This is a genomic window from Roseomonas sp. KE2513 (genome assembly GCF_016107305.1).
Lineage (GTDB): Bacteria > Pseudomonadota > Alphaproteobacteria > Acetobacterales > Acetobacteraceae > Roseomonas.
Map to the genome: position 1 here is coordinate 216,056 of NZ_RCVR01000004.1, position 19,018 is coordinate 235,073.

Below are 19,018 nucleotides of genomic sequence, written 5' to 3' on the forward strand. Positions count from 1 at the left end.
GTCCGCATACCGGCGTCCTACTTGAACGAGAGATTATCTCCACCGTTCAAGCGTGGCGTCGGCCGATGCCGCGCGCCGCTTCCTCAGCCCGGCGTCGTGCCTCCTGCCAGAGACGCAACTCACTCTTTGCATCCTCAAGCGCGCGGTGGGCTGGTGTGGCCTCCCGCTGTTCCTGGACGATGTCAGCGAGGATCCCGGCAAGAAGTTGATCGCACCGGGAAGGCTCCACCCCCGCGGCGGTGAAGGCCGCAAGGGCGGCGTCGCGCCTCGCCTCCTCGGTGTCGCGCAGGCGCAGGGCGTGGCGCGGCTGGCCGGCGGCGCGCAGGAGACGGCTGAGCCATTGCCCATCCCATGACGGGGCGGAGGCGTAGAGGGCATGGCCGGAAAGCTCCGCCAGCATCCGTCGCGCCACCTCGCCGTGGGGCTCGCCCTCCTCCTCCAGCCGCTCGCGCGTGAGGCGGTGGATGGCCTCGGCCTCGGCGCTCCATTCGGTCCAGTCCGGGGCCGGGCGGATCAGGTGACTCTCCTCCCGGCCGTCCTCCCGTACCCAGCCGAGCTCGACGGGGAAGCTCCGCTTGCCGAGGCTGCTCGCCTCGAAGTCGAGAAAGACGATCACCGGACAGCCGGGGCCACACCCTGCTCCCGCGCCAAGTGGCCGTGCACCCGCGGCTCGCGCATGGAGAGGGCCGAGAGAAGGGATAGGATGCAGAAGCCGGACACGTACCAGAAGAAGGTGCTCTCCATACCCTGCGATTTAAACCAGAGCGCGACGTACTCCGCCGTGCCGCCGAAGAGGCTGTTGGCGATCGCGTAGCCGAGCCCGACGCCAAGGGCCCGGATCTCGGCGGGGAAGAGCTCCGCCTTCACCACGCCGGAGATGGAGGTGTAGAAGCTGACCACCGCGAGCGCCCCGAAGATGATGGCGAAGGCGGTCGTGCTGCTCTGGACCCCCGCCAGCAGGGAAAGGAGCGGCACCGTCATGATGGCGCCGCCCAGCCCGAAAATAATGAGGCAGATGCGCCGGCCGATCCGGTCCGACAGGGCGCCGATCACCGGTTGCAGGAGCATGTAGCAGAAGAGCACCACGGTCATGGTGACACTCGCCCGCTCCGCTGAGAAGCCGGAAGTATTGACCAGGAATTTTTGCATGTAGGTCGTGTAGGTATAGAAGGCGAGACTGCCGCCGGCGGTCAGAAGGATGACCTGAATCAGCGGTTTGGGGTGCTGCAGCAGCAGCGAGATCGTCCCGGCGCCGCTCTTCGAGCGCTCGGCCGCCGTGGTCGTCTCGTGCAGGGCGCGGCGGAGGAACAGCGCGACAATCGCCGCTGCGGCGCCGATGAGGAAGGGGATGCGCCAGCCCCAGGCGCGGATCTCGTCCGGCGTCAGCAGCGCCTGCAACACCACGAGTACGAGCAGGGCGAGAAGCTGGCCGCCGATCAGCGTGACGTACTGGAAGGAGGCGAAGAAGCCGCGATGCCGCTGCGTCGCGACCTCGCTCATATAGGTTGCGCTGGTGCCGTACTCGCCGCCAACCGAAAGGCCCTGGATCAGCCGCGCCACCACAAGCAGGATGGGCGCCGCGATGCCGACGCTCTCATGGGTCGGCAGCACCGCGATCATGAGCGAGCCGAAGCACATCATGAGCACCGAGGCCATCATGGAGGCACGCCGCCCGTAGCGGTCCGCGACCGAGCCGAAGAGCCAGCCGCCGATCGGACGCATGAGGAAGCCGACCGCAAAAATGGCGGCGGTGTTCAGGAGCTGGGTGGTGCGGTCGCCCGCCGGAAAGAAGGCGGGGGCGAAATAGAGCGCCGTCGCGGCATAGACGTAGAAATCATACCACTCGACGAGGTTCCCGGAGGAACCGCCGATGATCGCCATCACCCGGCGTCGGGTATCCGCTCGCTCCTCCACGGGGGACGTATTGGCCAGGACGGCCGCAGGCTGCTCGGGCATGGGGGATCTCGCGCGGACGGGGACGGCGCCGGAGCGCCTGTCCCAAGAAAGCCCTCGGAAGCAGCGCGGTTTCAGCCGTGGCCCCGCTCGCGACCCCTCAGCGATAGACGACGTAGCGCAGGATGTAGATCGCGCAGAGCACAGCGCTGAACAGGGCGCCGAGCCGAACCGCCGCCTGCTCGGTGATCGGCGGGGTTCGGTCGATCCGCGGCAGGCGGCTGCGGCACCAGAGGATGGGCACCACCGCCAGGACCGTCAGGGCGAAGAAGTCGAAGAAGCGCACGCTCAGGCCGCAATGCGGGCGATGGCCGCGGCGAGGCGCGCGGCCTCGGCCTCAGCGCTGCGCAGGCGCTCGCGAGTCTCCTCGACCACCTCCTCCTTCGCGCGGGTGGTGAAGTCGGGGTTGGCGAGCTTCGTCGCGATCTTGCGGGCCTCGGCCTCGGCCTTCGCGTGGTCCTTGGCGAGGCGGGTGCGCTCGGCTGCCAGGTCCACGACGCCGGCGAGTGGCAACATTACCGTCGCCTCGCCGACCACGGCCTGGGCTACGCCTTCCGGCACCTTGCCGTCGAGCGGCCGAACCTCGGTCGCACGGGCGAGCCGGCGGATGGGTTCGATCCATCGGGCGGCGCGGGCCAGCGTCTCGGCGGACGCGCCCTGCACCAGCAGGGGAACGGTGACGGAGGGGGGCACGTTCACCTCGGCGCGGACAACGCGGATCTCGGTGATGAAGGAAACCAGCCAGTCCAGCTCCGCACGCGCCTCCTCAGCGCCCGGCACGGCGACAGGCGTGGGCCAGGGCGTGCGGATGAGGCTGCCCTCCGGCCCGTAGCCGAAGCGGTCCCAGAGCTCCTCCGTGACATAGGGCATGACGGGGTGCGCGAGGCGCAGGATCGCGCCTAGCACATGCTGGGCAGCACCCTTCACCTCGTCCTTCTCGGCGCCGTCAGGCCCCATCAGGGCGGGCTTGGCGAGTTCGAGGAACCAGTCGCAGAAGCCACCCCAGGTGAAACGGTAGAGGGCGGCGGCATAGTCGTCGAGGCGATAGGATTCGAGCGCGGACGTCGCCTCGGCCACGGCGGCGTTGGCGCCATCGATGATCCAGCGCGCGAGCGGCGTCGCCACGGCCGAGGGATCGAAGCCCGCATCGGGCGCGATGCCGTTCATCTCGCAGAAGCGCGCGGCGTTCCAGAGCTTGGTGACGAAGGCGCGGTTGCTCTCGACCTTCTGCCGCCCGAGCCGCACGTCGCGCCCAGGCCCCGCGAAGGAGGCGAGCGTGAAGCGCAGGGCGTCGGTGCCATAGGCGTCCGCCAGTTCCAGCGGGTCCATGACGTTGCCCTTAGACTTAGACATCTTCTGCCCGCGCTCGTCGCGGACGAGGCCGTGGATGTTGACGGTCCGGAAGGGCACGTCGCCCATGAAGTGGATGCCGAGCATCATCATCCGGGCAACCCAGAAGAAGATGATGTCGAAGCCCGTCACCAGAACGTCGCCGGGGTAGTAGCGCGCGAGTTCCGGCGTCTTTTCCGGCCAACCGAGGGTGGAGAAGGGCCAGAGGCCGGAGGAAAACCAGGTGTCCAGCACGTCTGGGTCGCGGGTCAGCGCCATATCCTGCCCGTAATGGGCGCGGGCGGCGGCCGCGGCCTCCTCCTCTGTCCGCTCGACGAAGAAGTGGCCGTCGGGCCCGTACCAGGCGGGGATCTGGTGGCCCCACCAGAGCTGGCGGGAGATGCACCAGGGCTGGATGTCACGCATCCAGGCAAAGAAGGTGTTCTCCCACTGCTTCGGCACGAACTGGGTGCGGCCGGTCTCCACCGCCTCGATCGCGGGCTTCGCGAGGGTCGCGGCATCCGCGTACCACTGCCAGGTCAGGCGCGGCTCGATCGGCACGCCGGAGCGGTCGCCGTGCGGCACGGCATGGGTGTGGGGCTCGATGGCCTCCACCAGTTCCAGGCGCTCCAGTTCGGCAATGAGGGCCTTGCGTGCCTCGAAGCGATCCTTGCCAGCGAGGTCGCGGGTCCAGGCGGGATCAGCCACGCCGGGCACAGCCCGCAGATCGGCTTCGATCTCGGCGAGGCTCACGCGCCCCTCGGCGTCCAGGACCGTCGGCGCGGGCAGGCTGTGGCGGCGGGCCACCTCGAAGTCGTTGAAGTCGTGCGCGGGTGTGATCTTCACTGCGCCGGAGCCCTTCTCCGGGTCCGAATAGACATCCGCCACGATCGGAATGCGGCGCCCGGTGATCGGCAGGATGAGGAACTTGCCGACAAGGTCGCGGAAGCGGTCGTCATCCGGGTGCACCGCCACCGCAGTGTCGCCCAGCATCGTCTCCGGCCGGGTGGTCGCAACGACGAGGAAGCGGCCGGGCTCGCCTTCCACGGGGTAGCGGAGATGCCAGAGGCTGCCCTTCACCTCCCGGCTCTCCACCTCGAGGTCGGAGATGGCGGTCTGGAACTTCACGTCCCAGTTCACCAGACGGCGGTCGCGGTAGATGAGGCCCTGGCGGTGCAGGGTGACGAAGACCTCCCGCACGGCGATGGACAGGCCCTCGTCCATGGTGAAGCGCTCGCGCGACCAGTCGAGGCTCGCGCCCATGCGGCGGAGCTGGCGGGTGATGGTGCCGCCGCTCTCGGCCTTCCACTTCCAGACGCGCTCGAGGAAGGCCTCGCGGCCCATCTGCCGGCGATCCAGCCCCTCGGCGGCCAGCAGGCGCTCCACCACCATCTGCGTCGCGATGCCCGCGTGGTCCGTGCCGGGCTGCCAAAGCGCGTCGCGCCCCTGCATGCGCCGGAAGCGGATCAGCGTGTCCTGGATCGTCACGTCGAGCGCGTGGCCGACATGGAGGCTGCCGGTGACGTTCGGCGGCGGGATCATGATGGCGAAGGGCTGCGCGCCGGAGGCCGGGTTCGCCGTGAAGGCGCCGGAGGCCTCCCAGCCTTCATAGAGGCGCGGCTCGTAGCCGGCGGGCGAGAGGGTCTTGTCGAGCATGGCCGGAGGCTTGGCGCGGGGGCCCGCCCGCCGTCAAGGCCCCTGCGCGGCCGGTCTGCCCCGCGCGGGGGTCCCCGGGAGCCCTAGCCGAAGGAGCGGCTGACGACGCGCTCGATCTCGGCCCGCACCAGCCGCTCCATCAGGGCAGGCAGGTGAGCGTCCATCCAGGCCTTCAGCATCGGCCGCAATTCCTCGCGCACGACATCCTCGATGGAGGGACCGGCCCGGTGCACGGGGGCGGAGCGCTCGGCCGCAACCGTGCGCGCGAGTTGGCCGAGGATCGCCGCGGCAGCGGCCGCCGTCGCGGGAGCGACGAGGCCCTCGGAGGGATCGGAAGGCGGGGCGGGCGCGGATTGGACGGGCGGAGGCATGGGGACGGGCGGCATAGGCGGTGGGGCCGGGGCGGGCTCCGGCAGGGGTGCGGGCGCCGGCGGCTGCGGGAACGACTGGCTCTCCGGCTCCAGCAGGGCCGGGCGGGCGGGGCCAGGGGCCGAGGGCGCGGGCGGCGGGGCCACGAGCATTTCCTCCGTCAGCACCAATGGTTCCTCGGCCAGAGCGGGCGCCGGGGCGGGAGCGGCGGGGACCTCGGCGGGCGGGGCCGCCGCCTCCTCCTCGTTCAGGATCTTGCGGATGGAGGCGAGGATATCCTCCATCGACGGGTCCTGCCCGGGGGTTGTGGCGGCGGACATGGTGCTTGGCTCTTTCGGGACGGCGTGGAAGAGGCGGAAGCCTACTGGCGGACGGGCTGCGGCACGGCGTAGTCGCCCAACCCCGCCCAGCGCTCGCGCACTGCGCGGTAATAAGCCTCCTGGTCGTAGAGCGCGACCGGCAGGGCGAGGTCTCGCGCCGTTAGCCGGCCGACGGCCTGAGCGAGGGAGTGGCTGGCGGTCACGACATTGGCGAGCGCACGGACGAGCGAGACGCGGGCGTTCAGCAGTTCCTGCTCGGCGTTGAGCACGTCGAGCGTGGTGCGGCTGCCGACCACGGCTTCGCGCTGCACGCCGTCGAGGGCGATCTCGGCAGCGCGGATCTGGGCGCGCACGCTGTCCACCGTCGCACGGGCGCTGGTCAGCGTCTCCCATGCCGTCGAGGCCTGGGAGGAAGCGGCGCGCCGCTGGTCGTCCACCACCTGGCGCAGGCGCGTGGCATCCTGGCGGGCCTGACGGACCTGCGAGTACTCGGCGCCGCCCTGATAGAGGGGCACGGTGACGGTCGCCGTCACGCTCTCGCCGACGGAACGGCTGCCGAGGAGCGTTTGGTTATCGTTGCGGAAGGCCTGGGCCTGGAGGCTGGCCTGGGGCAGCAGCGTGCTGAGCTGGACGTCGATGAAGTCGCGCGCCGCCGCCTCGTCGAAGAGGGCGGCCACGACGGCGGGATTGTTGAGGGCCGCCACCTGGGCGGCATCCTGGTTGTTGCGGGCTGCGGGGGTCAGCGGCTGCGGCGCCGTCAGCCGGGCGGGCGAAATGCCGATGGTGCGCAGGAAGGTGGCGCGGGAGTTCTGGAGCTGCCCCTCCGCATCCGCGCGGGACGCCCGGGCGCCAGCGAGGCGCGACTCGGCCTGCGCGACGTCCGTGCGCGTGATCTCGCCGACGCGGAAGCGCTCGTTGGTGGCATCGAGCTGGCGCTGCAGGACCTGTGCGTTGTTCAGGTTGAGGCGAACCTCCTCCTGGAAGCGGATGACGTTCACGTAAGCGGTCACGGTGTCCTGCAGCACCTGCTGCTCCGTGGCTAGCAGCCGGGCACGCTGGGCGAGGACCTGATTCTCCGCGCGCCGGGTGGAGGCGACGGTGCGGCCGCCGCGGTAAAGCGGCTGGGTGACCGTCGCGGCCACGCTGCCGATGGTTCGGTCCTGATCGCTGGTGACGCCGATGCGGCCGACGCCGGCCACCTGCTGGCGCTGGCGCGCATTGGCTGCGGCATAGCCCACGCTGCCCGTGATGCTCACGCTCGGTCGCCAACCGGCGAGGGCCTGGGGCACGTTCTCATCGACCACGCGGAGCTGCGCTCGGGCGGTGGCGAGGGTGGGGTTGTTGGCGTAGGTCTGGGCCAGTGCCTCCTGCAGCGTCTGGGCGGAGGCCGGGGCGGCGCCCATGGCTGCGGCACCCAACAGGACGGCCAGTCCGAGCATGCCGGCGCCTGCGGCCGGGGCGGCGTTGCCCTTTTTCCGGAACGGGTGGCCCTTCGCTTGGCTGCGGGTCATCGGCTGCTATCCCTGATCGGCAGCGCCGCGCACCCTTGCGGGACGCCAGCGGGCCGGATGGTCGTGATTCCCAGCGATGCTAGCCCGCCTTGGTCCATCGCGGCCAGGATTGGCTTACCGGGATTAGGGGATGGTTGACGGCGCCGGGAGCCGGCGCGGGCCCCCTGCCCCGCCGGTCCCCCCTCCTTCAGGCGAGCAAGAAGCCGGGGCGCGGCGTGAAGGCCGGAAGGGGTGTGCCCTGGACGTCGAAGGCCTCCACCGCGCTGAAGGAGCCGCCCACGCGGCGGCCCAGGATGGCAGCACCGACCCGGCCCGGCGGCTGGCGGATGGTGACCAGGCGGCCTCCCTCGGCGAGCTGCTCCACCAACGCGGGCGGCACGGCGGGGATGGCACCCTCCACCAGGATGAGGTCGAAGGGCGCCCCGGCCGGGAAGCCGGCCGTCGCCAGCCCTGCCTCACGGCGGAACGAGCCGGGGGGTAGGTGGCAGGCCGCGATGGCCGTGCTCCCGAGGTCGGCCAGCACCGGGTCGTCCTCAAGCGCCACCACCTGCGCGCCGATATGCGCCAGCAGCGCGGCACCGTAGCCCGTCCCGGCGGAGACCACGAGCACGCGCTCCCCCGGGCGGGGGGCAGCGAGCTGGAGCATCCGCGCGATCGTCATCGGCTGAAGGAGGACCCGGCCGTTGCCGAGCGCCAGGTCCTCGTCTGCCAGGGCGCGGACGCGGAGCGCCTGCGGGACGAAGAGCTCCCGCGGAACTTCCAGCAATGCCAGAAGAATCCGAGGATCTGTTACCCGGTTGGGCCTGACCTGCCCGTCCACCATGCGCTTGCGCGCCTCGGCGAAATCCATGCCGCCGCTGCCCCATCAAGATTGAACCGGGCGGTTTATAGGCGCGGCGTGGCGCCGTTGGAAGGACGGGTGGGCAGGCGACGCACGCGGGCGGCGCGGCGACGCGGCAGAGCCGGGTTGACCCGGCGGCCGATGGGGGCGATATCGGCCGGGCGTGCCGGCCCGATGGCAGAATGGTGATGCAACGGACTGCAAATCCGTGAATGTGGGTTCGATTCCCGCTCGGGCCTCCATCGCTTTCTCACCCCCCCCTTGCGGAGGAAGAGAAGGCGCGGTATCCGGCGCGCCCCGCAAGAGATCGCGGGCCTGATCCCCGATAGCTCAGCTGGTAGAGCACGCGACTGTTAATCGCTAGGTCGTTGGTTCGAGTCCAACTCGGGGAGCCATTGCGGAAAGGGGGATGCGCCGGCCGGCGCATCCCCCTTTCTCCGTTTTGCGGTTTCGTGAACCGTGCCCCGCAGCGGCCCAGGGGGACTTGCCCCGGCGCCGCGCTCGGGCAGAAGGGGCGCATGAGAGACGAAACAATCCTGACCAACGCGCGGCTGGTGCTGCCGGACCAGGTTCTGGACGGCACGGTGGTGCTGCGGGGTGGGCTGGTGGCCGAGGTTTCGCCCGGGCGCAGCGCGGCGCCGGGCGCCGAGGACCTGAGCGGCGACTACCTCATCCCCGGCGTTGTCGATGTCCACACGGACAACCTCGAGCGCCAGGTGCTGCCGCGGAGCATGGCGCGCTGGCCCTCGGTCTCCGCCTTCCTGGCCCATGATTCGCAGGTGGCCGTGGCCGGGGTGACCACGGTGCTGGACGCGCTCTGCCTCGGCGATCTCGGCTTCGACGAGAGCCGGATGCAGACCGCAAGGGACGGTGTGCGCGACCTTGCGGCGCTGACGGCGGCCGGAGTGCTGAAGTCCGAGCACCTGCTGCACCTCCGTTGCGAGCTGCCCGCTACCGACATGTTGCCGATGTTGGAGGAATACCACGCCCACCCGCTTCTGCGGATGGTGAGCCTGATGGATCACACCCCCGGTGTGGGCCAGTACGCGGATGCTGACCGCTACCGTGCCATGCGGGTGAAGGGTGGCGCCTCACCCGACGCGGTGGAGCGGCGGATCGCGGAGCTGACGGCGCAGCGGGCAGAATGGTCCGAGCCGAATCGGCAGCGCCTGCTCGGCTTTTTCGCCAGAGGCGACGTGCCGCTGGCCACCCATGACGACTGGGATCCGGCCCTCGTGGCCCGCAACGCCGCCGACGGGATCGCGATCAGCGAGTTCCCGGTAAATCTCGAGGCAGCGCGCGCGGCGCGGGAGCAGGGAATGGCGATTATTGCCGGGGCGCCGAACCTCGTGCGCGGGGGAAGCCATTCCGGCAACGTCTCGGCGGCCGAGCTGGCGCGGGAGGGGCTGGTGGACATCATCGCCTCGGACTACGTGCCCCCTGCCATGATCGAAGCCGCCTGGCGGCTTGCGTCCGTGGCCGGGATGGACCTGCCGGCAGCGGTCGCGACGGTTTCGGCCAACCCGGCGCGGGCACTGGGGCTGGATGACCGGGGGCGGATCGAGCCTGGGCTGCGGGCGGACCTCGTCCGCCTGCGCGTCTTCGGGGACACACCGATCGTCGAGGCCGTCTGGCGCGCGGGGGCGCGGATCGCATGATGGGCGTCGAGGCGCTGGCCCGCGTCGCCCTTTACTGGGCGCCGGCCGTGGACGACCCGCTGCACCGGCTGGGCAGCGCCTGGCTGGGACGGGACGCGGAGACGGGCGCCAGCCTGCCGCAGCCGACAATCCCCGGCATCGACTTCGCGGCGCTGACGGCCGATCCCCGCCGCTACGGGCTACACGCGACGTTGAAGCCGCCCTTCCACCTGACCGGCAGCTACGCCGCGCTGCGGGCCGATGCGGCAGCCCTGGCGGCGGGAACACCACCCTTCGAGCTGCCGCCGCTGACGATCGCCTCGCTGGACGGATTTATCGCCCTGCGCGAGGCCGCCCCCTGCCCCGCCCTGCACGCGCTGGCCGATGCCCTCGTGGAGCGACTGGACGGGCACCGCCGCCCGCCCGATGAGGCCGAGATTGCTCGCCGACGCCCGGAACGGCTCCTGCCCGAGGCGCGGGAGAACCTGCGGCGCTGGGGCTACCCGCATGTTTTCGCCGATTGGCGCTTCCACGTGACATTGACGCACCGGCTGACGCCCGAGCAGGCAGCCTTGGTGCGACCTGCGGCGGAGGCGATCCTCGGTGAGGCGGCAGCCCGGCCGCGCCCGGTCACGGAACTGTGCCTCTTCACCCAGGCGGCGCCCGGCGAGCCCTTCCTCATAGCCGAGCGGCTTCCGCTGGGGGGCTGAGCGGCCCCGCCCCTTCCAAGCTGGCTTGAAGGGCTGCATGAGGGGGAAGTGCCCGCCGCGCGACGGGTGCCCAGGGAAGGGAAACGCCCATGCAGGCAGCAAGCGACGTCCATGGCGAGCTTCGCGAGGCAGTGCGCGCGCTCTGCGCCGAGTTCCCGCCCGAGTACCATCGAAAGATCGATGCCGAGCGCGGCTATCCCGACGCCTTTGTCGAGGCGCTGACCAAGGCGGGCTGGCTGGCGGCCCTGATCCCCGAGGAATACGGTGGCTCTGGCCTTGGGCTGACGGAAGCCTCCATCATCATGGAGGAGATCAACCGCTCCGGCGGCAATTCGGGCGCCTGCCACGGGCAGATGTACAACATGGGCACGCTGCTGCGGCACGGCTCGACCGAGCAGAAGTCCCGCTACTTGCCGCGAATCGCGAGCGGCGAGCTGCGGCTGCAGTCGATGGGCGTGACGGAACCGACCACGGGCACGGACACGACGAAGATCAAGACCACCGCGGTCCGCCAGGGCGATCGCTACGTGGTGAACGGACAGAAGGTTTGGATCTCGCGCGTCCAGCACTCGGAGCTGATGATCCTGCTCGCGCGGACGACGCCGCTGGCGGAGGTGAAGAAGAAGTCCGAGGGGATGTCGATCTTCCTCATGGACCTGCGCGATGCGATCGGGAGCGGCATGACCGTGCGCCCGATCGACAACATGGTGAACCACGAAACGAACGAGATCTTCTTCGACAACCTGGAGATCCCGGCCGAGAACCTCATCGGTGAGGAGGGGCGCGGGTTCAAATACATCCTCGACGGTTTGAACGCCGAGCGCACACTGATCGCGGCCGAGTGCATCGGCGATGGCTACTGGTTCATCGACAAGGTCGTGCCCTATGTGAAGGAGCGGACCGTCTTTGGCCGCCCTATCGGCCAGAACCAGGGCGTGCAGTTCCCGATCGCGGAGAGCTACATCGAGGTCGAGGCGGCCAACCTCATGCGCTTCGAGGCCTGCCGCCTCTTCGACGCGAACCAGCCCTGCGGGGCGCAGGCGAACATGGCGAAGTACCTCGCGGCCAAGGCGTCCTGGGAGGCGGCGAATGCCTGCCTGCAGTTCCATGGCGGCTTCGGCTTCGCGCACGAGTACGACGTGGAGCGCAAGTTCCGTGAGACGCGGCTCTATCAGGTGGCGCCGATCAGCACGAACCTGATCCTCTCCTACGTCGCCGAGCACATCCTCGGCATGCCGCGCAGCTTCTGATGTCCGGCTCGAAACCGCTCGCGGGACTGCTGGTGGTCTCCATGGAGCAGGCCGTCGCCGCGCCGCTCTGTGCCGTGCGGCTGGCGGATGCGGGCGCGCGGGTGATCAAGATCGAGCGCTCGGAGGGCGACTTCGCGCGCGGCTACGACGCCGCGGCAGCAGGCCTGTCCAGCTACTTCGTATGGCTGAACCGCGGGAAGGAAAGCGTCGTCCTCGACATCAAGGCTGCGGCGGACCTCGCGCTGCTGCGGCGCATCCTGGCGCGGGCGGATGTCTTCATCCAGAACCTCGCCCCCGGCGCCGCGTCGCGCGCGGGCTTCGGCAGCGTGGCGCTGCGCGAGGCACATCCGCGCCTGATCACCGTCGATATCTCCGGCTACGGCGAGAGCGGGGAATACGCGGACATGAAAGCCTACGACCTGCTGGTGCAGGCTGAGAGTGGGCTCTGCGGCGTGACGGGGCGGCCGGAAGGACCAGGACGCGTGGGCGTTTCTGTCTGCGATATCGCCTGCGGGATGAACGCCCACGCGGCCGTGCTGGAGGCGCTGATTGAGCGAGGGATTACCGGGCGCGGCAAGGGCATTGCCGTCTCGCTCTTCGATGGGATGGCCGACTGGATGAACGTGCCGCTCCTCTACTTCGAGGGCACGGGACGAGCGCCCGAGCGCGTCGGCCTCGCCCATCCCTCGATCTGTCCCTACGGCGCCTTCGTGACGGCGGATGGTGCGCAGGTGCTCATCTCCATTCAAAACGAGCGGGAGTGGGCGGCTTTCTGCGCCGACTTCCTCGGAGAGGCGGACCTGCCGGGCTGCGAGGGCTTCCGCAGCAACGTGGAGCGCGTCGCGAACCGTGCAGTGGTGGACGCGCACATCGCGCGCGCCTTCGCCCACCTGACGCGTGACGAGGCGGCGGCCCGGCTGCGCGCGGCGCGCACCGCCTTCGGCTTCGTCAACGACCTCGCAGCCCTCACGCAACACCCGGCGCTGCGCCGCGTGACCTTGGAAACGCCTAGCGGGCCTGTGCGCGCGGCGGCGCCGCCGGCGCTGTTCAGCGACGGGCTGCGCGCTTTGGGGCCCGTGCCCGCACTCGGCGAGCACACGGCGCGCATCAAGGAGGAATTTGCGGCATGAACGGCGCCCCTGTCGTCCCCCTCTTCGTTCCCGGCGACCGCCCGGAGCGCTTCGAGAAGGCTGCGTCCTCGGGCGCGGATGCGGTCATCATCGACCTTGAGGACGCGGTTGCGCCGGAGCGGAAAGAGGCTGCGCGGCGGGCGGCCGTTACTGCCTCACTCGCACTGCCCGTCTTCGTGCGCGTGAACGCGGCGGGCACGCCCTGGCACGCGGAGGATCTGGCCGCGCTGTCCGGCGCAGCGCTCGCCGGGATCATCCTGCCCAAAGCGGAGGATCCGGCAACACTGGCGACACTGCGCGCGCTGCTGCCGGATGAGGGCGTCGTGGTCGCGCTGGTGGAATCCGCCCGCGGCCTTGCCGGGGCGCGGGAGCTGGCGCGGGCGGCCGGGCGCCTCGCCTTTGGCTCCATGGACTACGCGGCCGATCTCGGCTGCGCCCATACGCGGGAGGCGCTGCTGACGGCGCGGGCGGAACTCGTGCTCGCCTCGCGCCTGGGGGGTCTGCCCGCACCACTCGACGGCGTGACGGCCGCGATCGGGGACGAGGCGCTGACCGAATCCGACGCTCGCCACGCAGCGGAACTCGGCTTCGGCGGCAAGCTCCTCATCCACCCGCGCCAGGTGGGGCCCGCGCTCCGCGGCTTTGCCCCAGGCGAGGAGGAAGTGGCCTGGGCCCGCCGCGTGCTGGCGAGCGAGGGCGACGGCGCGGTTAAGATGGACGGGGCGATGATCGACGCGCCGGTCAGGATGCGCGCGGAGCGCATCCTGGCGCGGGCAGGCGGCTAACGCAGCGCCCCGTCGGCCGAGTTATGATCCGCCGAGACGAAATCCCTAAGCGGATTTGCTTCAAGAGCAGGCCGCGTCAGCCAACCAGCACCATATCAGGATTAGTAATGCCAATAAGGACTACGGCACCCCCGTAAAACTGCTCATCGTTGCCGTCTGGAGGACTGTAGAGGAATAGCATGTCGCCGCCTTCTGCATTCACCACGAAGTTCCGGGCATCGACTAGGTCGCCCCGCACAGCACCGTATTCACCGACATGGACGATTGGGTGCTGGTGCCCCGGCCGGTAACTATCCAGCGGTATGGTGCCAATATTTTCCGTTGCATCCAACCGGAGTAACTCTCCCGGCTGATAATCGGCTATCACGTCATAACTTGCGAAGAGATTATCGCCCGCTGACAACGTCGATTCATAAAGCTCTGGTTCGTTCGTTACGTAAAAATGGGTGTGGTTGTTAACGGAAAAGATGTCCGTTCCCGGACCGCCCCACAGGACGTTACCTCCGCCTCCGAAGGTAACAAGCTGATCGGCACCTCGCCCCCCGAATAGCTCGTTTGATCCCCTGGCAATAAGGACGTCGTTTCCGTTGTCGCCGGTTAGAACGAGGCCGACGCCGGACACGATTACTTCGTCATTTCCATTGCCGCCGTGGATCTCCGAGCGGTCTTCCCACCCGTTCCAATCCGGAACAGTGTCGGAGTTGAACTTGTCGGAGCCATTGCCAAGATTGTAGATCGGCATGTTGAGCCCTCCCCGGAGTGGTCGTGCCCATCCCACAGGTTCGCCAACTTAGAGCCGGGCGTCCGGTGACACGCCACGGAAGGCACATTACCCGCCCATTTATGGCGGACCCAGTCACAGCCAGGCGATATACGTCCGATCACAGGCCGTAGCGTCGAGTTCCATTTAGATCCGGAGCTGAGATGATTTCTCGTATAATGCTATAGCCTGTTCGTTTATCCTAATTCTCCCGACAGCTGAGTTCCCGGAGGCTTTAGCCGCGACAATCGGCCAGTCTCCGGGCAAGTCGTAAACCCATTCAGCGCTTCGCGGCAGCCCGGATCTGCGCCACCGTCTGGCGGTTGGTGATCTGCTCCGGGCTCATCCGCACCTCGATTAAGGCGGGCTTGCCGCTCCCCCGCGCGCGGCGGAAGGCGGGGACCAGCTCATCCGTCGCGCTCACCACCTCGCCATGGCCGCCGAAGGCCTCGATAAACTTAGCGAAATCGGGGTTAGTGAGCTGCGTACCGGAAACGCGGCCTGGATAGGCGCGCTCCTGATACATGCGGATCGTGCCGTACTGGCCGTTGTTCACGACAATGACGATGGGCGTGACACCCGCGTGGAAGGCCGTCGCGATCTCCTGGCCTGTCATCAGGAAGCCGCCGTCGCCGACGAAGCTGACCACCTGCCGATCCCGGAAGGTGATGGCAGCCCCAATGCCGGAGGGCACGGAATAGCCCATCGCGCCGTTGGTGGGGCCAAGGAAGTCCTGCCGCTCTCGCACGGACATGAAGCGCTGCGGCCAGGTCGCGAAGTTGCCGGCATCCGTGGTGAAGATCGTGTCCGGCGGCAACTCCGCCTCCAGCGCCTGCAGGGCGCGGGCGAGGTTCAGCGGGCCCTCGTAGTCGGGCGCCACGACGCTCGCCTCTCGGCCAGCGCGCAGGCGGCGGGTCCAGTCGCCCCAGGGGCGCGGCTTGCCCGGAGCAGCATCCCGCAGCGCGAGGGCGAAGGCATTGAGGTCCGCGGTGATGCCGAGCAGCGGACGGAAGACGCGGCCGATCTCGGTGGGGTCGGGGTGGACCTGCACGATCGGGCTTGTCTGCCCCGCCGGAAACAGGGTGTAGCCCTGGCTGGTCGCCTCGCCGAGGCGGCTGCCGACGGCGATGACAAGGTCCGCCTCCTTCACCCGAGCGACAAGGCCAGCGTCCGATCCGACGCCGAGGTCCCCCGCGAAGTTCGGCGAGGTGCCGTCGAAGAGGCCGAGACGGCGGAAACCGACGGCGACCGGCAGGTCATGAGCGAGGGCAAAGTCGCGGATGGCGGCCTTGCCCTCCTCCGACCAGCCGGTGCCGCCGAGCACGAGAACCGGGCGCTGGGCGCCGTCGAGCAGGGAGAGCAACTGAGGGATGGCGCCCGGCGCCGGAGCGGCCGGCAGGGTGGGCGCGGGGCCGACATCGGGCACCTCCACCACGCTCTTCTGCATTTCCTCCGAGATCGCGACGACCACGGGGCCAGGGCGGCCGCTCCGGGCCACGTCGAAAGCACGCGACATCAGCTCGGGGATACGGGCCGCATCGTCTATCTGGGTCACCCACTTCGCGAGCGGCGAGAACATCCGGCGGTAGTCCACCTCTTGGAAGGTGTCGCGGTCCGTCTCGGCGAAGGGTATCTGGCCGACGATGAGCACAAGCGGCGTGCTGTCCTGCATCGCGACATGCACGCCGATGCTCGCGTGGCAGGCGCCGGGGCCGCGGGTGACGATCGCGACGCCGGGGCGGCCGGTCAGCTTGCCATGAGCCTCGGCCATGTGGACCGCGCCCGCCTCGAAGCGGCAGGTGACCAGCTCCACGCGGTCCCGCACCTCGTAGAGGCCGTCGAGGAGGTCGAGAAAGGATTCGCCGGGCACCGAGAAGGCGTGGGTCACGCCCTGGGCGACCAGTGCATCGGCCAGGAGTTGGCCTCCCGTCCTTGCCCGCGTGATCTCCTGCCGTACCGCCGCGCCGTCGTCCATTGTCCGTCTCCACCTCTCCCGGGCCCTGCGGCCCGGGGGGCGGAGACTACGTCCGGAGCGGACGAGCCGCCAGCCGGTGCCCTATCGCGTCAGCTCGACCGCGGATGATGTGTAGAGGCCGACGCATTCCTCGGTCAGAACGCCGTCGATCACCTCAAGGTCCCAGCCGACATTCTCGGCGAAGCTCTCGACGGTGTAGCCCTTGAAGTTGAAAGCCTTCTTCGCCAGCCGCTTCACGTCCTCGTTGCGGGCCCCCAAGACGAGCCGCTTGAAGCCCCCGTTGAGGATGGCGCCGAGGCACATCGGACAGGGCTCACAGGTGGCGTAGAAGGTGCAGTCCGGCAGCTCTCGCCGGCCGAGGGCGCGGCAGGCCAGACCGACTGCCAGCGTCTCGGAATGGGCGGTGGCGTCGCAGAGGCCGACTTTCTTGCTCCAGGTCTTGGCGACTACCTCCCCCTCGCGCGCGACCAGCGCGCCGAAGGGCTGCTCGCCGAGGCTTGCGCCGTGGCGCGCCTGCTCGATGGCCAGTGCCATCATTCGCTCGTGCTCTTTCATCGCGTGCTCCCTCAGCCCAGCGCCGGCAGGATGCGGGCCTCGCGAGGCGGCAGGAAGTCGCGAACGAAGACCTCCTGGACGGCCGGGATGCGCGGCAGGGCATACGTTTGCACGACGGTGCCGATGGCGCCCTCCAGGCGCTTGTCGTCGAGGTCGCCAAGGCCGAGGGAGGCGGTCTCGGGCGTCGTCATCTGCGCGCGCAGCATGTAGAGCAGGCGCTGGCGCTCTATGCCCGGCTCGGTCAGCGGCTCCACCCGCTTCAGCTCGGCGATGCCGGCATCGGGCCTGGCCGCCACCTCACCTATCGCTCGGTTGATGGCCGTGACGAGGCCCCGCACCGCCTCCGGCTTGTTCCGCAGCAGCGCCTGGCTCACGAGCACGCCGTTCGAGTACTGGTCAAGGCCCATATCGCTGTAGAAGAACCAACGGAAGTCGCGCTCGGGGTCGCGGCCCATGCCAATGAAGTTAATGTAGCTGGTGCCTGAGAACTGAGCGATGGCGTCCACCTGCCCCTGCACGAGCATCTGCTCCACCAAGTTCGGCGCGATGGCGGCGATCCCGACCTTTGAGGGGTCCACCCCGTTGCGCGCGGCTAGGGCCGGGAACATGCGGGCGGTCGCGGAGCCCGCGGGCGCACCGACTTGCCGGCCTTCAAGATCCTTCAGCGAGCGCACCGGGCCGTCCGCGCGGGAGATGATGGCATAAGGGGCGCGGTTGTAGACGAGGTAGACCATCACCGGCTGCTCGCCCGGCCGCTGCGCCGCGTTTTGGATGACCGCGTTGATGTCGCCGAAACCGGCATCGTAGGCGCCGGACATGACGCGGGTGACGGCGGCGGCGGAGCCCTCGCCCTGATCGATCGTCACATCGAGCCCCGCTTCCCGGAAGTAGCCCCGGGATTGCGCGAGGTAGTACCAGGCGTGCGGGCCCTGTGCCTTCCAGTCGAGGATGAAGCGGATGGGGGTCAGCGGCTGGGCGCGGAGCGAGGCCGCGCCGAGCACCATCGGGCTTGCGAGCGAGGCGGCGAGAAGACTCCGCCGGGTGGTGTGACGCATGAAGTGCACCTCTGCAGCGCCCCGGGGGTGCCGGGGACGTCGGAATGCCGCGTGGGGGTGCGGGCGGCGATGGTCATGCGGACTTGCGGCGGCCTTCCCCCGCCGGACCTTCGGCGCCCTGGCCTTCCCAGCGGGCACCCGTGGTCTTCCGCAATCGGATCACTTGCGTGCCTGACGGCGGGCAGCGACATGCATGTTCCGTGCCTCCCCTTGCCGACTTGGAAGGGTGCCGCGGCAGGGGCATGGTGCAGGCCGAACGGGAGCGGACGGCGGATGAAAGCGATCTTTGTGATGATCAAGTGCGAGATGGGGGCCGCCTACCGCGTGGCGCGGGAAATGGCGGACACGATTCCCGAACTTTCCGAAATGCACTCCACCAGTGGGCAGTACGACCTGCTGGGCAAGTTCTACCTCGAGCCTGAGCAGGACATCGGCCTTTTCGTGGTGGAACGGGTGCAGGGGGTGGCGGGGGTGAAGGACACCTACACGCTCCAGACCTTCAACGCCTTCTCGGGGCCCAAGGGCTGACGCGCCAGCGGCGGGCTCTGCCATGAAATGACCCCGATCCCGCCGCGACCTGCCCCGGCTTCGCCGCGCGGGTGACACGGAGGGAGCCGATATCTGGCGGCATCGGAGGTCCCGCCAGATGAAGGTCCGCTTTCTCCCCGCCTTTGCCCTCGCCGCCGCGCTGACGACGGCGGGGTGCCAAAACCCCGACGGTTCCACGGATTGGGGCAGCACGATCGCTCTCGGGGCAGGCGTCGGCCTGGCGGCCGGGCTGCTCGCTGCCTCTTCCGGCAGTCACGGCAAGCACTACCGGCAACCCGACCGTGGGGGCTACGGTTCCTATGGCGGGCATGGGCGCAGCTACTACGGCGGCCGCCCCTATGCCCAGGGATATGGAAGGGGTTGGTGATGAAGGCGCGCTTCGCGGTGCTCGCCCTGGCCGGGCTCCTCCTCGGCGGCTGCTACTACGCGCCGTATGGGGAGCCGAACGTCGCGGGGGCTGCGCTGCTCGGCGCCGGAGTTGGCGCGGCCGCCGGGGCGGCCATCGCCTCGGGGCCGACCTATTACGCTCCCGCACCCTATTATGCGCCGCGGCCCTATTACGGCTACGGCTACTACCCGCATTACGGCTACCGCCGCTGGTAGTGGCTGCGCGCAGGTCCGGCCGCGGGCGAG

General features: G+C 69.4%; 19 protein-coding genes and 2 tRNA genes. 10 read left to right on the forward strand and 11 right to left on the reverse strand.

Annotated elements, in window-relative coordinates:
- Positions 1-46: 46 nt before the first annotated feature.
- From D9599_RS06175 to D9599_RS06205, 7 genes are all read right to left on the reverse strand, one after another.
- Positions 47-616, reverse strand: coding sequence for a transcriptional regulator (locus D9599_RS06175; protein ID WP_198380339.1), 570 nt, complete (start codon positions 614-616; stop codon positions 47-49).
- Entirely contained in the window at positions 613-1,956 is a 1,344-nt protein-coding gene (locus D9599_RS06180) for an MFS family transporter (protein ID WP_198380340.1), read from the reverse strand. Before D9599_RS06180 ends, D9599_RS06175 begins: the two co-directional genes overlap by 4 nt.
- A gap of 97 nt (positions 1,957-2,053) precedes the next feature.
- Positions 2,054-2,239: a hypothetical protein gene (locus D9599_RS06185; RefSeq protein ID WP_198380341.1), complete on the reverse strand. Its 186-nt coding sequence runs from the start codon at positions 2,237-2,239 to the stop codon at positions 2,054-2,056.
- A 2-nt stretch (positions 2,240-2,241) separates the two neighbouring features.
- Positions 2,242-4,938 carry a valine--tRNA ligase gene (locus D9599_RS06190; protein WP_198380342.1) on the reverse strand — a complete coding sequence of 899 codons (2,697 nt, stop codon included), beginning with the start codon at positions 4,936-4,938 and terminating at the stop codon, positions 2,242-2,244.
- Positions 4,939-5,021: 83 nt separating this feature from the next.
- Positions 5,022-5,627, reverse strand: a complete 606-nt coding sequence (locus tag D9599_RS06195) for a DUF2497 domain-containing protein (RefSeq protein WP_232480189.1) — start codon at positions 5,625-5,627, stop codon at positions 5,022-5,024.
- A gap of 41 nt (positions 5,628-5,668) precedes the next feature.
- Complete coding sequence (locus tag D9599_RS06200; protein WP_232480190.1) at positions 5,669-7,138, reverse strand: TolC family outer membrane protein; 1,470 nt, start codon at positions 7,136-7,138, stop codon at positions 5,669-5,671.
- A gap of 187 nt (positions 7,139-7,325) precedes the next feature.
- Positions 7,326-7,988: a protein-L-isoaspartate O-methyltransferase gene (locus D9599_RS06205; protein WP_198380343.1), complete on the reverse strand. Its 663-nt coding sequence runs from the start codon at positions 7,986-7,988 to the stop codon at positions 7,326-7,328.
- Between the two features lie 159 nt (positions 7,989-8,147).
- Here D9599_RS06205 and D9599_RS06210 point away from each other — a divergent pair.
- From D9599_RS06210 to D9599_RS06240, 7 genes are all read left to right on the forward strand, one after another.
- Positions 8,148-8,221, forward strand: a tRNA-Cys gene (locus tag D9599_RS06210).
- Positions 8,222-8,298: 77 nt separating this feature from the next.
- Positions 8,299-8,374: transfer RNA gene (locus D9599_RS06215), tRNA-Asn, on the forward strand.
- A gap of 123 nt (positions 8,375-8,497) precedes the next feature.
- Entirely contained in the window at positions 8,498-9,637 is a 1,140-nt protein-coding gene (locus D9599_RS06220) for an alpha-D-ribose 1-methylphosphonate 5-triphosphate diphosphatase (protein WP_198380344.1), read from the forward strand.
- The gene (locus tag D9599_RS06225) at positions 9,634-10,326 is read left to right on the forward strand and encodes a DUF1045 domain-containing protein (RefSeq protein ID WP_232480191.1); all 693 of its coding nucleotides are present in this window, start codon (positions 9,634-9,636) and stop codon (positions 10,324-10,326) included. Before D9599_RS06220 ends, D9599_RS06225 begins: the two co-directional genes overlap by 4 nt.
- Before the next feature lie 89 nt (positions 10,327-10,415).
- A complete protein-coding gene (locus tag D9599_RS06230) occupies positions 10,416-11,576 on the forward strand; it encodes an acyl-CoA dehydrogenase family protein (RefSeq protein ID WP_198380345.1) in 1,161 nt (386 codons plus the stop codon).
- Positions 11,576-12,706 carry a CaiB/BaiF CoA-transferase family protein gene (locus D9599_RS06235; RefSeq protein ID WP_198380346.1) on the forward strand — a complete coding sequence of 377 codons (1,131 nt, stop codon included), beginning with the start codon at positions 11,576-11,578 and terminating at the stop codon, positions 12,704-12,706. The genes D9599_RS06230 and D9599_RS06235 overlap by 1 nt, the downstream gene beginning before the upstream one ends.
- Entirely contained in the window at positions 12,703-13,491 is a 789-nt protein-coding gene (locus D9599_RS06240; protein WP_198380347.1) for a CoA ester lyase, read from the forward strand. The genes D9599_RS06235 and D9599_RS06240 overlap by 4 nt, the downstream gene beginning before the upstream one ends.
- A 76-nt stretch (positions 13,492-13,567) precedes the next feature.
- Here the strand turns inward: D9599_RS06240 and D9599_RS06245 are convergent, their stop codons facing one another.
- The 4 genes from D9599_RS06245 to D9599_RS06260 all read right to left on the reverse strand — a co-directional run bounded on the left by D9599_RS06245 (position 13,568) and on the right by D9599_RS06260 (position 17,836).
- Complete coding sequence (locus D9599_RS06245; RefSeq protein WP_198380348.1) at positions 13,568-14,233, reverse strand: hypothetical protein; 666 nt, start codon at positions 14,231-14,233, stop codon at positions 13,568-13,570.
- A gap of 298 nt (positions 14,234-14,531) precedes the next feature.
- Positions 14,532-16,226, reverse strand: a complete 1,695-nt coding sequence (locus D9599_RS06250; RefSeq protein ID WP_198380349.1) for a thiamine pyrophosphate-dependent enzyme — start codon at positions 16,224-16,226, stop codon at positions 14,532-14,534.
- Positions 16,227-16,307: 81 nt separating this feature from the next.
- Entirely contained in the window at positions 16,308-16,781 is a 474-nt protein-coding gene (locus tag D9599_RS06255; RefSeq protein WP_198380350.1) for a nucleoside deaminase, read from the reverse strand.
- 11 nt (positions 16,782-16,792) lie between these two features.
- Positions 16,793-17,836 (reverse strand): ABC transporter substrate-binding protein, encoded by a 1,044-nt coding sequence (locus D9599_RS06260; protein WP_198380351.1) that lies wholly within the window; start codon positions 17,834-17,836, stop codon positions 16,793-16,795.
- Between the two features lie 273 nt (positions 17,837-18,109).
- Here D9599_RS06260 and D9599_RS06265 point away from each other — a divergent pair, with 273 nt between their 5' ends.
- From D9599_RS06265 to D9599_RS06275, 3 genes are all read left to right on the forward strand, one after another.
- Positions 18,110-18,364 (forward strand): Lrp/AsnC family transcriptional regulator, encoded by a 255-nt coding sequence (locus tag D9599_RS06265; RefSeq protein WP_043836461.1) that lies wholly within the window; start codon positions 18,110-18,112, stop codon positions 18,362-18,364.
- 118 nt (positions 18,365-18,482) lie between these two features.
- The gene (locus D9599_RS06270; protein ID WP_198380352.1) at positions 18,483-18,752 is read left to right on the forward strand and encodes a hypothetical protein; all 270 of its coding nucleotides are present in this window, start codon (positions 18,483-18,485) and stop codon (positions 18,750-18,752) included.
- Entirely contained in the window at positions 18,752-18,988 is a 237-nt protein-coding gene (locus D9599_RS06275; RefSeq protein WP_052402320.1) for a hypothetical protein, read from the forward strand. The genes D9599_RS06270 and D9599_RS06275 overlap by 1 nt, the downstream gene beginning before the upstream one ends.
- Positions 18,989-19,018: the final 30 nt, after the last annotated feature.

What these genes read in the sequence shown, in the direction of transcription:
- D9599_RS06180 (WP_198380340.1), bottom strand. Translation starts at nt 1,956, where the DNA reads ATGCCCGAGCAGCCTGCGGCCGTCCTGGCCAATACGTCCCCCGTGGAG.
- D9599_RS06190 (WP_198380342.1), bottom strand. Translation starts at nt 4,938, where the DNA reads ATGCTCGACAAGACCCTCTCGCCCGCCGGCTACGAGCCGCGCCTCTAT.
- D9599_RS06195 (WP_232480189.1), bottom strand. Translation starts at nt 5,627, where the DNA reads ATGTCCGCCGCCACAACCCCCGGGCAGGACCCGTCGATGGAGGATATC.
- D9599_RS06200 (WP_232480190.1), bottom strand. Translation starts at nt 7,138, where the DNA reads ATGACCCGCAGCCAAGCGAAGGGCCACCCGTTCCGGAAAAAGGGCAAC.
- D9599_RS06205 (WP_198380343.1), bottom strand. Translation starts at nt 7,988, where the DNA reads ATGGATTTCGCCGAGGCGCGCAAGCGCATGGTGGACGGGCAGGTCAGG.
- D9599_RS06220 (WP_198380344.1), top strand. Translation starts at nt 8,498, where the DNA reads ATGAGAGACGAAACAATCCTGACCAACGCGCGGCTGGTGCTGCCGGAC.
- D9599_RS06225 (WP_232480191.1), top strand. Translation starts at nt 9,634, where the DNA reads ATGATGGGCGTCGAGGCGCTGGCCCGCGTCGCCCTTTACTGGGCGCCG.
- D9599_RS06230 (WP_198380345.1), top strand. Translation starts at nt 10,416, where the DNA reads ATGCAGGCAGCAAGCGACGTCCATGGCGAGCTTCGCGAGGCAGTGCGC.
- D9599_RS06235 (WP_198380346.1), top strand. Translation starts at nt 11,576, where the DNA reads ATGTCCGGCTCGAAACCGCTCGCGGGACTGCTGGTGGTCTCCATGGAG.
- D9599_RS06240 (WP_198380347.1), top strand. Translation starts at nt 12,703, where the DNA reads ATGAACGGCGCCCCTGTCGTCCCCCTCTTCGTTCCCGGCGACCGCCCG.
- D9599_RS06245 (WP_198380348.1), bottom strand. Translation starts at nt 14,233, where the DNA reads ATGCCGATCTACAATCTTGGCAATGGCTCCGACAAGTTCAACTCCGAC.
- D9599_RS06250 (WP_198380349.1), bottom strand. Translation starts at nt 16,226, where the DNA reads ATGGACGACGGCGCGGCGGTACGGCAGGAGATCACGCGGGCAAGGACG.
- D9599_RS06255 (WP_198380350.1), bottom strand. Translation starts at nt 16,781, where the DNA reads ATGAAAGAGCACGAGCGAATGATGGCACTGGCCATCGAGCAGGCGCGC.
- D9599_RS06260 (WP_198380351.1), bottom strand. Translation starts at nt 17,836, where the DNA reads ATGCGTCACACCACCCGGCGGAGTCTTCTCGCCGCCTCGCTCGCAAGC.
- D9599_RS06265 (WP_043836461.1), top strand. Translation starts at nt 18,110, where the DNA reads ATGAAAGCGATCTTTGTGATGATCAAGTGCGAGATGGGGGCCGCCTAC.
- D9599_RS06270 (WP_198380352.1), top strand. Translation starts at nt 18,483, where the DNA reads ATGAAGGTCCGCTTTCTCCCCGCCTTTGCCCTCGCCGCCGCGCTGACG.
- D9599_RS06275 (WP_052402320.1), top strand. Translation starts at nt 18,752, where the DNA reads ATGAAGGCGCGCTTCGCGGTGCTCGCCCTGGCCGGGCTCCTCCTCGGC.